At 45.9% G+C, this 15,828-nt stretch carries 12 protein-coding genes and 4 pseudogenes; 9 read left to right on the top strand and 7 right to left on the bottom strand.

Annotation, left to right across the window (positions count from 1 at the left end; genetic code table 11):
• Positions 1 to 28: 28 nt before the first annotated feature.
• The 3 genes and pseudogenes from CXF62_RS10170 to CXF62_RS10160 form a co-directional block, all read right to left on the bottom strand.
• Positions 29 to 343, bottom strand: coding sequence for a putative quinol monooxygenase (locus tag CXF62_RS10170; protein ID WP_004812141.1), 315 nt, complete (start codon positions 341 to 343; stop codon positions 29 to 31).
• A 145-nt stretch (positions 344 to 488) separates the two neighbouring features.
• Positions 489 to 611: pseudogene (locus CXF62_RS10165) on the bottom strand (metal-sensing transcriptional repressor); the annotation flags it as partial.
• 293 nt (positions 612 to 904) lie between these two features.
• Positions 905 to 1,831, bottom strand: a complete 927-nt coding sequence (locus CXF62_RS10160; protein WP_102094250.1) for an AraC family transcriptional regulator — start codon at positions 1,829 to 1,831, stop codon at positions 905 to 907.
• A 174-nt stretch (positions 1,832 to 2,005) separates the two neighbouring features.
• On the opposite strand from CXF62_RS10160, the gene CXF62_RS10155 reads away from it, so the two are divergent.
• The 4 genes and pseudogenes from CXF62_RS10155 (at position 2,006) to CXF62_RS10140 (ending at position 6,480) form a co-directional block, all read left to right on the top strand.
• Entirely contained in the window at positions 2,006 to 3,100 is a 1,095-nt protein-coding gene (locus tag CXF62_RS10155; protein WP_102094249.1) for an NADH:flavin oxidoreductase/NADH oxidase, read from the top strand.
• 76 nt (positions 3,101 to 3,176) lie between these two features.
• Positions 3,177 to 3,911 (top strand): SDR family oxidoreductase, encoded by a 735-nt coding sequence (locus CXF62_RS10150; RefSeq protein ID WP_102094247.1) that lies wholly within the window; start codon positions 3,177 to 3,179, stop codon positions 3,909 to 3,911.
• A gap of 25 nt (positions 3,912 to 3,936) precedes the next feature.
• Complete coding sequence (locus tag CXF62_RS10145) at positions 3,937 to 5,106, top strand: aldo/keto reductase (protein WP_228153214.1); 1,170 nt, start codon at positions 3,937 to 3,939, stop codon at positions 5,104 to 5,106.
• An 85-nt stretch (positions 5,107 to 5,191) separates the two neighbouring features.
• Positions 5,192 to 6,480, top strand: a pseudogene (locus CXF62_RS10140) (ISL3 family transposase).
• Positions 6,481 to 7,070: 590 nt separating this feature from the next.
• Here the strand turns inward: CXF62_RS10140 and CXF62_RS10135 are convergent.
• Positions 7,071 to 7,205 (bottom strand): annotated as a pseudogene (locus CXF62_RS10135) (IS1 family transposase); the annotation flags it as partial.
• A gap of 98 nt (positions 7,206 to 7,303) precedes the next feature.
• On the opposite strand from CXF62_RS10135, the gene CXF62_RS10130 reads away from it, so the two are divergent.
• The 3 genes from CXF62_RS10130 (at position 7,304) to CXF62_RS10115 (ending at position 11,395) form a co-directional block, all read left to right on the top strand.
• A complete protein-coding gene (locus CXF62_RS10130; protein ID WP_102094246.1) occupies positions 7,304 to 9,115 on the top strand; it encodes a monovalent cation:proton antiporter-2 (CPA2) family protein in 1,812 nt (603 codons plus the stop codon).
• A gap of 278 nt (positions 9,116 to 9,393) precedes the next feature.
• Positions 9,394 to 10,389 (top strand): zinc-dependent alcohol dehydrogenase family protein, encoded by a 996-nt coding sequence (locus CXF62_RS10120; RefSeq protein WP_102094243.1) that lies wholly within the window; start codon positions 9,394 to 9,396, stop codon positions 10,387 to 10,389.
• On the top strand, positions 10,379 to 11,395 hold the full coding sequence (locus CXF62_RS10115) for a zinc-dependent alcohol dehydrogenase family protein (protein WP_102094242.1): 1,017 nt from the start codon (positions 10,379 to 10,381) through the stop codon (positions 11,393 to 11,395). Before CXF62_RS10120 ends, CXF62_RS10115 begins: the two co-directional genes overlap by 11 nt.
• A 98-nt stretch (positions 11,396 to 11,493) precedes the next feature.
• On the opposite strand, the gene CXF62_RS10110 is transcribed toward CXF62_RS10115, so the two are convergent.
• Positions 11,494 to 12,393 (bottom strand): LysR family transcriptional regulator, encoded by a 900-nt coding sequence (locus tag CXF62_RS10110; RefSeq protein ID WP_102094240.1) that lies wholly within the window; start codon positions 12,391 to 12,393, stop codon positions 11,494 to 11,496.
• A 134-nt stretch (positions 12,394 to 12,527) separates the two neighbouring features.
• Here CXF62_RS10110 and CXF62_RS10105 point away from each other — a divergent pair, with 134 nt between their 5' ends.
• Both CXF62_RS10105 and CXF62_RS10100 read left to right on the top strand, forming a co-directional pair.
• On the top strand, positions 12,528 to 13,268 hold the full coding sequence (locus CXF62_RS10105) for an SDR family oxidoreductase (RefSeq protein WP_102094239.1): 741 nt from the start codon (positions 12,528 to 12,530) through the stop codon (positions 13,266 to 13,268).
• Positions 13,269 to 13,607: 339 nt separating this feature from the next.
• Entirely contained in the window at positions 13,608 to 14,606 is a 999-nt protein-coding gene (locus tag CXF62_RS10100) for a zinc-binding alcohol dehydrogenase family protein (protein ID WP_102094237.1), read from the top strand.
• A 96-nt stretch (positions 14,607 to 14,702) separates the two neighbouring features.
• On the opposite strand, the pseudogene CXF62_RS14930 reads toward CXF62_RS10100, so the two are convergent.
• Positions 14,703 to 14,891: pseudogene (locus tag CXF62_RS14930) on the bottom strand (hydrolase or metal-binding protein); the annotation flags it as partial.
• Entirely contained in the window at positions 14,891 to 15,817 is a 927-nt protein-coding gene (locus CXF62_RS10090; protein ID WP_102094235.1) for an IS3 family transposase, read from the bottom strand. The gene CXF62_RS10090 and the pseudogene CXF62_RS14930, both read right to left, overlap by 1 nt.
• Positions 15,818 to 15,828 lie beyond the last annotated feature (11 nt).

The following is a 15,828-nucleotide window of genomic DNA, read 5'->3' as shown; positions in this document are numbered from 1 at the left end:
CAAAATTTCAGGCAGCACCCTCATACATTTAAGCGTCGGTATGAGCTGGTAGTTTACTAGCCAAAACATCTACTTTTTCAATAGACGGTGGCTCTGAAAATAGCTCATCGGCCTGAGCCATCAAAGCAGCTGCAACTTTGCCAGATAAATGTGCTTGGCGACCCGCCTCATCAGGAAATGCATCAAAAATACCAAATGTTGTAGGTCCAAGACGTAGGCCAAACCACGCAACTGTCGCAGGTTCTTCCATTACAATAGGTAAACCGGCTTTAAGGAAAGCTTCCACTTCGTCTTCTTTACCCGGTTTAGCTTCAAGACGGACATATAAAGCTGTTTTAAGCATGACTAAAACTCCACAATTGATTAGAATGAAAACTGATTCTGACATTGCTAATGTATACATGTCAGAAAGTTTTGTTGTATAAAAGTTAAAAAAAATTTCCCCATAGCTGAGCCAAAATCTGGGTTTTTATTTCGACATAATGCTATTGTTGCAGAATTGCACCACATTCCACATTGTCTTCTAATGCTTTTTCAATCGCTTGCGTCTGACCTTTGATCTTTCTGACACGTAGAAGAATCTTTTTTTTGTCTTCAACCTGATTAGGCATCAGACCTCCTTATTTCTAGCATTAATACTAATGTACCCCATAGTATAAAAAAGGAATATTTTTTATAAACCTTAAAAATTTAGGTAGTGTTTCAAAAAGTATGCTGAGATTAAATGAAGTCACTATTGGCTCTGCAACTGGATGCCATAATTAACTTTCCGAATCTTTACAATAACTTATAAAATTGGGTAACCGGAATATCTGGTTGATTTATTAATTTGCACTCGGCATTAAAGGCTATTATCTCAACGGAATATCTGGTTGAAATTCGGTCGAAACTTTATCGTTACAACCTACCGCATGACACCCGCCTGCCTCAGTTGTTTTACATCTTTTCGGGGCGGTGCGCCGAATAAGCGGCGGTACTCCCGATTGAATTGAGAAGGGCTTTCATAACCCACAAACGAGCTGGCGGTTCCTGCATCGACATTTTGGTTGAGCATCAATTGCCGAGCCTCTTGCAGCCGCAGTTGTTTTTGAAACTGAAGCGGGCTAGTGCCGGTAATGGCTCGAAAATGCTGGCGAAAAGTGGATTGGCTCATGTGTACGTAGGCTGCCAACTCCTCCACTTGTAGTGTTTGTGCGAAGTGTTGCTTTAGCCAGGCAATGGCTTTTGTGATCTGATGGCTTGGCGATTCCGTGATCAGGAAATTTCTGAGCTGCGATCCGAGTGGGCCTGCCAGCAATCGCACTATAATTTCCTCTTTAATGAGAGGTGCTAGCTTGGGAGCTAACAGCGGTTCGCTAGTCAGCCTAACCAAGCGTGTAAGTGCATCTATCATGAGATCATCTAGCGCTGCCACCGTAATAGGCTGAGAGGTGGAGTTTCGCTGAAGAGGAGGTAAATCCATTTCCGAAGCCGCCTGAACGATAGTTCGTACGTCCATAGTTAACATAAGGCCCAGGAAAGGGTCTTTGATTCGAGCCTGGGTAATGTGAGAGATCACAGGTAGGTCGATCGTCGTGAGCATACAATCTCCTCTACCGTATTCGAGCAGTGCGTCTCCCAGCATGACTTGCTTGCCACCTTGTGCCACTACCCCCAAGCCCAGCGTATAGATACAGTGCACAGGCTCCGTTGGGGTACGCCTCCGATGGAGTGAAAGCCCTGGTATAGCCGTGGCGTAGTCACCATCACTTTGGGCAATAGTTTCAATAGTGTTGGCCAACGTACCAATCGGAGAGGATCCGTTGTTATAAGCCACATAGTGTTGCTGCATGCCTAGCGTCCATATCATCTAAGTATCAACAGTATAACACTGACCAACACCTCATTTTCTTGTTTATGATTAGCATTCGTCGTTTTAGGCAATGATGCGCTTGAATTTGGCAACTCCAGAGACAGTTACCTGGTTATGATGAGGCACTATCAGTAATCAGTCTCGGGGTAGCCAATGCCTTCTCTCTTCTCACCATTCAATCTCAAGCGAATTACGCTGAGAAACCGTATCGCAGCCTCGCCTATGTGCCAATACCAGGCCCAAGACGGGTTCTTGAACGAATGGCACAAGACTCACTACACCATGCTCGCCCGTGGTGGCGTGGGTTTATTGGTCGTCGAAGCCACAGCCGTCTCCCCGGAAGGCCGCATTACCCCAGGCGATGCGGGTCTGTGGAGCGACGCTCAGGTTGAAGGCTTCGCGTCTGTTGCGCAATCGATCAAATCCAACGGTGCCGTACCTGGTATTCAGCTCGGCCATGCCGGTCGTAAGGCCGGTTGCACGCCGCCTTGGGAGGGGGGCGCTCCGTTAGCGAAAACCGACCCGCAAGCATGGCAACCCGTGGCCCCGAGTGCACTGTCCTATATGCCTGAGTCACCACACCTACCCATAGCGATGACGCTCACTGACATTCAACGAACCCAGCAGAATTTTGCGGACGCCGCCCGACGGGCCTACGAAGCGGGTTTTGAATGGCTAGAGCTGCATTTTGCTCACGGCTTCCTGGGGCAGAGCTTTCTTTCCCAGCACTCTAACCGCAGAACCGACCACTACGGTGGGTCGCTGGAAAACCGTGCCCGCTTTTTGGTGGAGACCGTCACAGCGGTTCGCAATGTCTGGCCGAATGACTTGCCCTTGACCATACGACTTGGAGTTACGGAATTCGATAACGGTACAGAACACTCGTTTAGCGAAGCCCTTCAAGTGCTGCGCTGGTTCAAAAGCCTGGGTGTGGATTTGGTTGATGTCGGACTTGCGCTATCGACACCAGACGAGCAGGTGCCGTGGGGGCCCAACTTCATGGTGCCCTATGCAGAACGGGTTCGCGCCGAAACCGGGCTGGCGGTAGGCACAAGCTGGATGATCACCCGTGCCAAAGATGCCGACGCGTTTATCCGAGACGAACAGGTGGATGTGGTGTTCTTCGCCCGTACGCTGTTGGCCAATCCGCACTGGCCGTTCCAAGCGGCCCGAGATATGGGAATTGAACAGTCTGAGGTAGTTTTACCTACGCCCTACGCTTTTTGGCTACAAAACTGGACATGTTAAACGACGCAGATTCAGTACTGATTGGCTTGGTGACCCGAGAGAATTTTAACACTAACTAGGAAATAAAGAGGTGATGATGAATACCCAACCAAAGACTGCTCGAGTGGCGGTGATCACTGGCGCATCGTCAGGAATCGGTGAAGCAACGGCCCGTGCCCTAGTGGCAGATGGCCATCAAGTAGCGTTACTGGCTCGGCGTGTTGACCGCCTTCAAGCCTTAGTCGATTCGCTCGGCGACGCCGCCATCGCGATTCAGGCAGATGTCACTGATCGTGACTCGATCGTTGCGGCGGCCGAACGTGTCCAGCGTGAGCTGGGTGGGGCTGACATCCTTATTAACAATGCGGGCGTCATGCTCACTGCGCCGTTTAGTAAGGAACAGCATGCAGAGCACCGCCAAATGGTAGAGGTGAATCTTCTTGGTGCAATGACCGTCACCGACGTGTTCCTTGAACAGCTACGCGCTAACGGTGGCGGAGATTTGGTCAATATTTCATCGGTCGCTGGTCGTATAGCTCCTGCCGGTTTTGCTGCCTATTCGGCTACAAAATGGGGCATCAACGGCTGGTCAGAGTCACTGCGCGTCGAGCTTCAGCCTGACATTCGAGTAATGGTTATTGAACCAGGCGCTATTGCTACTGAGCTGGCGGATCATATTACTCATGATGACAGCAAAAAAGCAGCTAAAGACTCTCTGGATTGGGCCATTCCTGCCCAAGATATTGCCGAAGTCATTTCGTTCGCTATCAGCCGTCCGCAACGCGTGACGTTAAACGAAATTCTCGTACGTCCCACGGTCCAGTATATGTAAAACCACTTCTAGTGAGGTTAAATTTATGAACAACAGTGAAAGCGTTACTAAGCAAACTGAATCAAACATCGCAAATCCTGACCGCCGTAACTTAATAATCAAGGCCGCCTCGCTCGGGGCCGGTCTCGCGGTAGCGACAACATCATGGGCGGCATCGGACAACCGAAAAACAGGTGATGCAGTGAGGGCTCCATCTCACTCAGGAGAGTCCGGTATGCCTACCCGGCATCTTGGAGATTTAGCCGTGTCTGCGCTGGGCGCGGGTTGTATGAGTATTAGTGCCAACTACGGTCCACCGGCAGATAAAAACCAAGGTATAGAAACTCTCCGTACGGCTTACGAAAAAGGGGTTACGTTTTTTGATACAGCTGAAGTGTACGGGCCGTATACCAATGAAAAGCTAGTTGGTGAGGCTGTAGCACCGTTCCGCAACAAGGTCGCCATTGCGACTAAATTTGGTTTTGACATCAAGAACGGAGGGCTTAACAGTCGTCCCGAAAACATCAAACGAATGGTGGAGGAGTCACTCGGGCGCCTGAGAACGGATCGCATTGATTTGCTTTACCAGCATCGCGTTGACCCATCGGTCCCAATTGAAGAAGTGGCAGGGGCTGTTAAAGACCTGATTAATCAGGGAAAGGTGCTTCACTTCGGGCTATCAGAGGCAAGTGCAACGACTATCCGCCGAGCGCATGCCGTTCATCCGTTAGCTGCCGTGCAGACCGAATATTCGTTTATGGAGCGCAGTCCAGAAACAAACGACGTTCTTGCCATTTGTGAAGAATTAGGCATCGGCTTCGTCCCCTGGGGGCCAGTAGGCATGGGCTTCCTGCCTGGCAAGATGTGGGCCAATACGAGCTTTGATCCCCAAACGGATCTTCGCGCTGGCTTTGATCGATTCTCCGAAGAGAGCCTAGCTGCCAATCAACCCGTCATTGATGTGCTTTGGAAGCTAGCAGAACAGAAGCGCGTTAGTCCTTCGCAGATCGCACTTGCTTGGCTGTTGGCACAGAAGCCCTGGATTGTTCCCATTCCCGGGACACGGAATGTTAATCACCTGCATGAAAACTTGGGTGCTCTCAATGTAGAGCTCACACCTACCGATATTCGTGAACTGGATGCCGGGTTTGCAAGGCTGACAGTGCACGGTGGCCGAATGAATGAAGCTCAAATGCAGCTAGTTGACCAAACATAAAAGCGACCAACTACAGAGCATGTGAATAAGATATGCAGTTGAAGCTAAGAGGGGTATAAAGCAAATACTATACGGTGCCTACCGCATGACCGAAATGCCCGACAACATCCTGCACTTGCCTGAATATCTGGTGCTGGGCTACAAATCCAACGACGACGATATGCATTTCCAGGTGAACGCGCCTGATCCCATCGCCTGTGAGGAATGCGGCGTACAGGGTGAGTTCGTGCGGTTCGGCAAGCGTGATGTTCCCTATCGTGATTTGCCCATCCACGGCAAGCGAGTCACGCTCTGGGTGGTCCGCCGCCGGTACGCCTGCCGAGCCTGCAAGACCACCTTCAAGCCCAAGCTTCCGGAAATGGTGGACAGTTTCCGCATGACGCTTCGGCTGCATGAGTACGTGGAGAAAGAATCCTTCAATCACCCCTACACCTTCGTGGCTGCCCAGACCGGTCTGGACGAGAAGCGGTACGCGACATCTTCAATACCCGCGCCGCGTTTCTGGGGCGCTGGCACCGCTTCGAGACGCCCCGCATTCTGGGCATCGACGAGCTGTACCTGAACAAGTGCTACCGCTGCATTCTGACCAACATCGAGGAGAAAACTCTGCTCGACCTGTTGACTGCCCGCCGTCAGGACGTGGTGAGCAATTACCTGATGAAAATGAAAGACCGCCAGAAGGTCGAGATCGTCAGCATGGACATGTGGAATCCCTACCGGACAGCGGTCAAGACGGTGCTGCCACAGGCCCGCATCGTGGTTGATACGTTCCATGTGGTGCGCATGGCCAACTATGCCTTGGAGAAAGAGCGCAAGGGCATCAAAAAGGAGCTGAAACCCTCCCAGAGCCGAACCCTCAAGGGAGACCGGAAAATTCTACTGAAACGCGCCCACGAAGTCTCAGACCGGGAACGGCTCATCATGGAGACCTGGACAGGCGCATTCCCTTAACTGCTGGCCGCCTACGCGCACAAGGAACGCTTCTACGGCATCTGGGACGCCATCACACGGCCCCAGGCAGAAGTCGCTCTGGACGATTGGATAGCCAGCATCCCGAAGGGACAGAAGGAAGTCTGGAGCGATTTGGTCAGGGCGGTGGGAAAGTGGCGCGAAGAGATCATGACCTACTTTGAGACGGGCATGCCCGTCACCAACGCTTACACGGAGTCCATCAACCGACTGGCCAAGGACAAGAACCGGGAGGGACGTGGCTACTCCTTCGAGGTGATGCGGGCACGAATGCTCTACACCACGAAGCACAAGAAGAAGGCCCCAACTGCGAAGGTCTCTCCGTTCTATAAGAAAACCATCGGTTACGGTCTGCCGGACTTAGCCGAGGAACTCAACTACGGGGTCGATCTATCAACCATCTGAGGGCGGTAACCGGTTAGTGGGAAAAATTTACCTCATCAACCATTAAATCCGTATACCCATAAAATTAAACTTCTGACATACTCCCCCCCACTTTCGACTAACTCTTTACGAAACAGGTTTCTCAGAGATTTTAAAAGCAAAAGCTCTTAGGCGACTTTCTCACAGATTTAGGCATGCTTTCTGCTTCACAAGGCGACCTTTACCGCATCTTTCCTCCACAGACAAAGTGGTATGTCCTACCGCTAGAATATTGCGAGAAGCATTAGGGCGTGTTGAACATTCGACCATGGCACTGACAGCGACTATTTTTTAGGCGATTCGATGTTAAAAATAATAAGTTTAGTCATTCTAAGCGCTTATTTTTAACGGTGAAGCGGCAAAAAAGAGTTCTGTCCCCTGCTTTTATCGTTGGGTCTGATGCTAAAATTGCCCCATACTGCGTTACAAATCTCGCTAAGGCATCTGCATTATCGTCGCTTTGTGCCTTGTCTGGAACAATTTTAGCGATCAGCAGTGCCTATTTGCGAATGTTCAACACGCCCTAATATCCTTATTCTTGCTAAAGCCACACTCAATACTGAACTAACACATCTAATTCGATGCCTTATTTTGCAATTATTTCCCTCAACACCTATAGTGAAAAACTTACCAATACTTTGCTAACAGTCTTTAAATGCAGTGATAAAATTATCCCATTGATTACTTGAAATTCGGATATAGTGAATAACTGTTTCAACTAACTACAAACCTGTTGCACTTGTGTTTTGAATCTACTTTCTATACTTGAAGTGTCAACAGACTCTATACAAAATCTGAGAAATATATGAGTGCAGAAGCCACATCTATCAGCCTTCTATCCCCTGTCATACTGCTCACAGCGGCAGTGATCTCAGTCCCTTTAATCAAGCGCCTAGGATTAAGCTCGGTATTGGGATATTTAATTGCAGGATTAATTATTGGTCCATTTGGACTAGCGTTTTTCTACGATTCTGAGTCTATTCTGCATGTTGCTGAGCTTGGTATTGTGATGTATCTGTTTGTGATTGGACTAGAAATGCGTCCATCGTATTTATGGAGTTTAAGAAAAGAAATTTTTGGATTAGGCACATTACAGATTAGTGCCTGTTCATTGGGGTTAATGGCGGTAGGCTTGGCCTATGGCTATTCTTGGCAAGTGAGTTTTGTATGTGCTGCAGGCTTTGTACTCACCTCGACTGCAATTGTGATGCAACTTTTGGGAGATCGTGGAGACATTGCTCAACCACGAGGACAAAAAATTGTCTCGATCCTGCTGTTTGAAGATTTATTGATTGTCCCTTTATTGGCAATTGTCGCTTTTATCGCACCGAATCATGTTGTTGAAAGTACTTCTGCGCGTTTGCAGAGCATCGGAATTGGTTTAATATCAATTGCAGGTTTAATCGCTGCAGGCTATTGGTTGCTTAACCCTTTATTTCGCTTATTAGCCGCAGCCAAAGCCCGTGAAGTCATGACTGCAGCAGCACTCTTGGTGGTGCTCGGCGCAGCATTACTGATGCAAGTTAGTGGCTTATCGATGGCAATGGGGGCATTCCTTGCAGGGGTATTACTCTCCGAATCCACTTTTCGCCATGAGATTGAAGCAGATATTGAACCGTTTCGTGGCATATTGCTCGGATTATTTTTTCTAGGCGTAGGCATGTCATTAGACCTTAACGTCATAAAAAATAACTGGGCGTTAATTTTAAGTGCTGTAATTCTGCTGATGTTTGTCAAAGCATCCATCATTTATCTGACTGCACGCCTGGCCAAAAGTTCACACTCTGAAGCACTCGATCGCGCATTACTAATGGCTCAAGGGGGGGAGTTTGCTTTTGTACTCTTTACTGCCGCCATGAGTGCTCAAATCATTAGTGCTGAGGAAAGCTCAAACCTGACTGCAATTGTAATCTTGTCGATGATTTTGACCCCCATCATAGGCATTCTGTTTAAACGTTTTATCCAAACTACAGAACAAACTTCTTTAGAAAATATCCGTATTGCTGAAGGACTTTCTGGAAAAGTACTGATGATTGGTTTCGGTCGTTTTGGACAAGTCTCCAGTCAATTGCTGCTTGCTCGAGGCATTGATGTGTCCATCATTGATAATGATATCGATATGATTCAAAACGCTGAAAGATTTGGATTTAAAATTTATTATGGCGATGGTTCTCGTTTAGATATTTTACATGCCTCTGGAGCAGATACGGCTGAAGCCATTGTTGTTTGCGTAGACCACAAAGAAACGACGAATAAGATCGTAGAGTTGGTGCAACATGAATTTCCTATGGCCAAGTTACTGGTTCGCTCTTATGACCGTGAGCATGCGCTGCATTTAGCAAAACAAAATGTGGATTACATGATACGCGAAACTTTCGAGTCGGCAATGCTATTTGGCGGTGCAATTTTAGAAGAAATGGGTGTTGACCAGAGTGATGTTGAAGAAATTAGCCAAGAAATCCGAGAACTAGACAAAGAACGTTTTGGAACTGAAACTGCAGCAGATGATGTCTATGCTGGTATCGGCTTGCAATATACAGGACCGCGTCCGACTGCACCTTTAATTACACCAAAGCACACAGGGCAAATTCTAAATGAAGATGGCACTCAACCTTGACTACTCCACCGGCAATATTCCCCCCGATTGATGAAAGCTCGGTTATATAAAGACCAATTGGTTGTACGATAAATTTTAGGTGCAGGATTATTCATTTGAAAATTATATTGTGGCATAAGCCTTAGAAATAGTTTTGTGCAACAAAGCCTATTTTTAGTGAGCGGATGATATTTATTATTCATTATTTAGGAATTATTAAATCCTATAAATATCATTTATTGGATTAATTTACTTTGGTATTGTGCATGTCATCCCCCAGTTAAAAATAAGGAACAACTATGAATAAGATGATGAATGCGCTTATCCTAGAAAATTTTGGTGATCATGAATTTAAACGTGTAGAACTCCCTATACCTCAACCAGAGGCTGGGCAAGTTCTAGTACGTATTCATGCCAGTGGTGTAAACCCTATTGATTATAAAATTCGTCTTGGTGAAGCAACATATGCTATGCCAGAGCTTCCTGCCGTGTTGGGAACGGATATGGCTGGAGTTGTAACTGCTGTGGGTGAAGGTGTCACCCACTTCAACGTCGGAGATGAAGTTTACGGTCTGATTGGTGGCGTTCGTGGTCTTCAAGGATCTTTAGCAGAATATGTTGTAGCAGATGCTGATCTGATCGCATTAAAGCCACGGAATATCTCTATGCGCGAGGCAGCAGTACTACCATTGACGTTCCTCACCGCTTGGGAAGGTTTAGTGGATAATGCGAAGGTCCAACCAGGGCAAACTGTACTGGTTCAAGGTGGTGCTGGTGGCGTTGGTTATATGGTGGTTCAGCTTGCAAAAGCACTTGATGCAAATGTTTGGGCGACTGGTCGTACAGCTGATCAATCACTGATTTCAGAACTCGGTGCAACACCTCTCGATTACACAACAGCATCTTCCGATGACATTATTGCTGCAAGCCCTGAGGGTCAAGGTTTTAACATTGTTTATGATACTGTGGGTGGTCCAGTACTCGAAGCTTCACTTTCCATGACGACTCACTATGGCCACATCACCAGCTGTGCTGCATTTGGCAATCATAATTTAGCGAATTCATCTCTACGGTGTGCCACAGTGTCTGGCGTATTCGTCCTAATGCCGACGTTAACAGGCAATCGCCGTTCTCATCATGGTGATGTCCTTAAGACCGCGACTCGTCTCGTTGAGGAAGGTAAACTGCGTGCTATTGTTGATCCTCGTCATTTTACTCTAGACCAAGCGATTGAGGCTCATGATGCTGTTCAAGATCGCTCTGCTAATATTAAGGTAGTTATCGATGTCATTTAACGCACTTCAGGCCAAGACTTGGCGCTTCAATTGTATTGGAGATACAGATGTTCTGACATTAGAAACACTTCCTGTTGCTTTACCAGCCGCAGGAGAAGTTCTAATACAGATGAAAACGATCGGACTCAACCGGGCCGATGTAATGTTTCGGCGTGGTACTTATATTCAAAAGGCAGTATTCCCTTCTCGTCTGGGATATGAGGGAGCAGGCATAGTTCTTGCGATAGGTGAAGGTGTACGCCAATTTTCTCCAGGAGATGCAGTATCGATTCTTCCGACTGACAATCTAGCCAAATATGGGACATATGCGGACAAGCTTCTGATTCCAGAAACTTTTTTAGTTCACAAACCCGATAGTTTAAGCTGGGAAGAAGCTTCTTCAATCTGGATGCAGTATTTGACGGCTTGGGGTGGTGTAATCCATGCTGGTGGATTATCGAAAGGAAAAACGATCTTGATCACAGCAGCTTCAAGTAGCGTAGGACTAGCTGCGATACAGATCGCTGAAGCAGCGGGTGCTAAGGTCATTGCAAGTACACAGACGATAGAGAAAAAGCAACGTTTACTGGATCTCGGTGTTAAAAATGTTATAGCCAGTGAAGATGAACCCGATTTGTATGAGGCGCTTGTTTCACGTTTGGGTGGAGAACATCTTGATGTCGCCTTCGATGCTGTAGGAGGGCCACATATTGAACAAATTGCAAAAGCGATGTCGGTAGGAGGAACGATGGTTATGCATGGTGCACTTAGCCCGGAGATCACACCATTCCCCCTTAAAGTTGCATTACGCAAGAGCTTAACCATGCGAGGTTTTTTGTTCCTTGAGGTTCTCCATGACCCTGTTCTAAGGGAGCAAGCCAGACGATTTATTCTGAGCAGTATAGGTGCAGGATATCTTCGTCCAGTGATCGACCGTTGCTTTAACTTTGAGGACATGCATGACGCTCAGCGCTATCTTGAATCAAATCAGCAAATAGGAAAAATCGTAGTTACTCTGAATACATGATGGTCTTATCTGATTTCTACTTTCTAGAAAAAAGGTTAGGCGTGTCCCTAATTCAAGCGTTTATGACTAAATGGGGACACGCCCTAGTTCCATCTGATTCAGGTTTCTATACGGCCCAGCACTTCCACTAAGTAATCAAACAATGCTCGGATTCGCAAAGGTGTCGGGCCCCGCTGTGGACGATATAAATACAGGCGCCAAACGGGAGAGGCTTCCTCATGAAGTATATGAATGAGCTTACCACTCCTAAGCCACGGCAAAACTAGAAATCCAGGCATGTGTCCGAATCCAACTCCAGCGAGAATAGCTTGAAATTCAGCTTCTAAATCATCTGTAATAAAACGAGGCTTTGATGGCGTAAAGCTTCGACTTTCGGTGAATGTCCATGGCCAGTAACGCCCTGTTTTATGATCGAATAGTGCTGTTAGAGGGTATTTATCAAGGTCAATAATTTTTTTGGGCATTCCAACCTTATCAATTAACTCTGGCGTACCCACAGAATAAAATTTCACTTTAGCCAATTCCCTTGCCACATATCGATTGTCCGGCAAAAATCCAAATCTGATCCCGATATCTATCCGCTCATCGATCACATCCGAGTGTGAATCTGTTAGCACACAATCCACGACAATATCTGGATAACGTGTGGCAAATTCTGCTAGTGCAGGTACTACCACTTTACGCCCTAACACAGACGACACAGTAAGACGGACAGTCCCACGCATCTCATCTCGTTTTTCCTTGGTGTCTTTTACAAGCAAAGCATCGATCGATTCCACCGCAAGACGTGCTTGCTTTGCCAGACGCTCACCATCAGCGGTAATTTTAATTTGTCGAGTACTCCTGTAAAACAAAATCTCCCCGCGCTGCTCTTCTAGCTCTTTTATTGCCCGTGTCACTACCTGTGGGGAAATACCCAGCTGAGTTGCTGCCTCTTTAAAATTTCGAGACTCTGCTGCGACACAAAAGATACGCATCATTTCCAATTTGTTCTGCATGTCCAATCCTGTGTTATGCTAATTATTCCGCAAATAGGAATTCTGAAAGATAATATTATTCATTTATTATACCTAACAAGGCTGTAATACTTAACCCTCAAATATGATTGACAAATAGGTTGAAGGTTACTTGTATGAATAATATAGAAAATAAAGTTATTGTTATCACTGGTGCAAGTAGTGGTTTAGGTGAAGCTACTGCTCGCTTACTTGCTAAAAAAGGTGCAAAGGTCGTAATTGGTGCTAGACGTACTGAAAAATTAGAGGCTATTGTTCACGACATTCGTGCTGAAGGTGGTCAAGCTGAATTTATTGGTATGGATATAACCAAACCACATGAAGTACAAGCACTTATTGAAAAGGCATTAAGCGCATTTGGTCAAATCGATGTATTGGTAAACAATGCCGGATTAATGTCTATTGCACCATTAAGTGAGCTAAAAGTTGATGAATGGGATCGTATGATCGACATTAATATTAAAGGTGTTCTTTATGGTATAGCAGCTACCCTACCTGTTTTCCAAAAACAAAACTTTGGACACTTTATTAATCTCGCATCTGTTGCAGGGGTAAAAGTATTTAGTCCAGGAGGTACTGTTTATAGCGGTACTAAGTTTGCTGTAAGAGCCATCTCAGAAGGCCTTCGTCATGAAGTTGGGGGAACAATTAGAACGACTACTATTGAGCCTGGTGCAATTGAGTCAGAACTAAAATTCGGTTCTTCTCATAAAGAAAGTTCAGAGTTTGTTACTGATTTCTACAAACAAGCCATACCAGCTGACTCAGTCGCTCGAGCAATTGCTTATGCAATTGAACAGCCTGCGGATGTAGATATTAATGAAATTGTTTTGCGCCCAACGAGCCAAGAGTTTTAATTATTGAATAACATAAAATGGGAGCACTTCGCTCCCATTTTTACTAGGGCGTGTTGAACATTCAAATGTGGCACTGGCGGCGGCTATTTTTCAGGCAATACGCAGTGAAATTTTCGAAGCCTAGTTATTCTAGGATAGACAATTTCGCCATGTATTGGCAAAAAAGAGCCCCGCCCCGAAGGGCTGATGCTAAAATCACCCCAAACGGTGTTGTAAACCTAGCTAAGGCCTCGACATTATCGTCGGTTTACGCCTAGTTTGGTGCGATTTTATCTATCAGCAGTCCTAATATTTGAATGTTCAACACGCCCTATATTTTTTAAAGTTAAGGACAAATCTATGAAAGCCGTATCGTATGTTATCAATAACCATGATGATTTTAAAAATTCATTGGTAGATATTGAAAAAGCGAAGCCTACGCTTAAGGAGCGTGATGTACTGGTAAAAGTTCAGGCAATCTCTGTGAATCCAGTTGATACCAAAGTGAGAAAAAATTCGTCTGAAGCAAATAATCGTATTTTAGGTTGGGATGCCGTTGGGGAAATTATTGAAGTTGGCTCAAAAGTTACCTCGTTTAAAGTAGGAGATTCTGTTTGGTATGCTGGCGATTTAACCCGAGATGGTAGTAATGCTGAGTATCAAGCAGTCGATGAACGAATTATCAGTCTTAAACCAATTACAGTATCTAATGCAGAAGCAGCAGCATTGCCATTAACTGCAATAACGGCATGGGAAATGCTGTTTGATCGGTTTCAAATTTCAGAAACAGAAGTTGGCAGTATTTTAATTATTGGTGGTGCAGGTGGTGTAGGATCAATCGCTATCCAACTCCTAAAAGCAAAAACAAATCTGACCGTTATAGCAACAGCTTCACGTGAAGAAACGAAATCTTGGGTGGAATCACTTGGTGCCGACCATGTCATTGATCATAGCAAAGATTTAAATGCACAAATCGAGACACTAGGCATTGCAAAACCAAAATACGTATTCTCTACAAATCATACAGACACCTATATCGAGCAAATAGTTTCTCTGATTGCACCACAAGGCAAGCTTGGATTGATCGATGATCCACAAACCTTTGATATTATGCCGTTTAAGACTAAATCTATTTCTATCCATTGGGAGTTGATGTTCACCCGTTCAATGTATGAAACCGATGATATTGAAAAGCAAGGTGATCTGTTGCAACAGGTTGCCCAATTAGTTGACCAGCAAAAAATTAGAAGTACCCTCAACCAAAATCTAGGCAAAATTAACGCTGCAAACTTGGAAAAGGCGCATAAGTTACTTGAATCAGGCAAGTCGAAAGGCAAAATTGTACTAGAAAACTTCTAAAATAAGGAAGCCCAAGCTCCCCTCAATTAGTGACTAGCCAACTTGTTCAGAATCCATTAATTGACTTACCAAGCTGACTAGATAATTCAACTGTGCTCAATTCACAGCTCTGATACTCTGCTGCAATCCCTGCTGAATATCCTGCACAACCCCTTCATGCGAAGCTTGTTGCTCTACCAAAAAGCTTCGCTCTTGTTCAGGATAATATTCCTCTAACACATCTAGCCCTTCCTCTATATCCGTTTCAAACCTTGCATTCGCAAAACCTGAACTATAGTGGTCAACTAATTTAGGACACCTTCTAAGAGGTTTTTATTAAAGTAACGTTTTTCTGTTTCTACTGGTGTTAAATAATTGTTGAAGCTATGCGGTCTCACGGTTTGATAGTAGCCCCAGATATAATCACTAATGGCGCTCGATGCTTCAGCGATATCCTCGTAACCGCCCTTTGGCATCCACTCGGTTTTAAAGCTCCTAAAGAAGCGTTCAGTTGGCGCGTTATCCCAACAATTTCCACGACGGCTCATACTTTGTGCCATACCGTCGCAATCAGCTATCGCGTCAACGAACTCTTTACTGGTGTAATGCGTGCCTTGGTCAGAGTGGAACAGCACACCGCTTGGTTTAAGGCGAGTCTGATACGCCATCTTTAGCGCTGATGCGGTCAAGGTGCTATTAGGTGAATCGAATACGCTAAAGCCAACCACACGGCGAGCAAACAAGTCTAAAACAACCGCTAAGTAGCACCAGCCACTTTTGATACGGATGTAGGTCACATCGCCTGTCCAGACTTGATTAGGCGCATCTGGGTTAAAGTTTCGGTCTAAAAGGTTGTCATAGGTTATATGCGCCTCGTCAGCGTGTTTGTATTTGTGGGTCTTGAGCTGGCAGCTGACTAAACCCATTCGCTCCATAAGCTTAGTCGCTAAGTAACGCGTTAGCTTAATGCCATACTCGTTAGCTAAAATGGCAACTATAGTCCGAGCCCCTGCTGATTGCTTTGAGTCGTTGAATATTTGGCGTATTAAAGACTGGAGTTTGACTCGCTCAACATCAATAGGCTTAGTCTTAATACCATAGTAGTAACTACTTCTAACCACATCAAACAAGTCACACAGCTTCTTCTTACTTAATCTTTTGTCCTGCTCTGCCAGCTTTTTAATCAACGATAGACGTTGAGGTTGTCCGATGCCAGCAGAGCTGAAGCCCACTCGAACATAGC

The organism is Psychrobacter sp. MES7-P7E, from assembly GCF_002863645.1.
Classification (GTDB): domain Bacteria; phylum Pseudomonadota; class Gammaproteobacteria; order Pseudomonadales; family Moraxellaceae; genus Psychrobacter.
The sequence above is the reverse complement of the archived record's forward strand: the minus strand, read 5'-3'. Positions and strand labels throughout refer to the sequence as shown.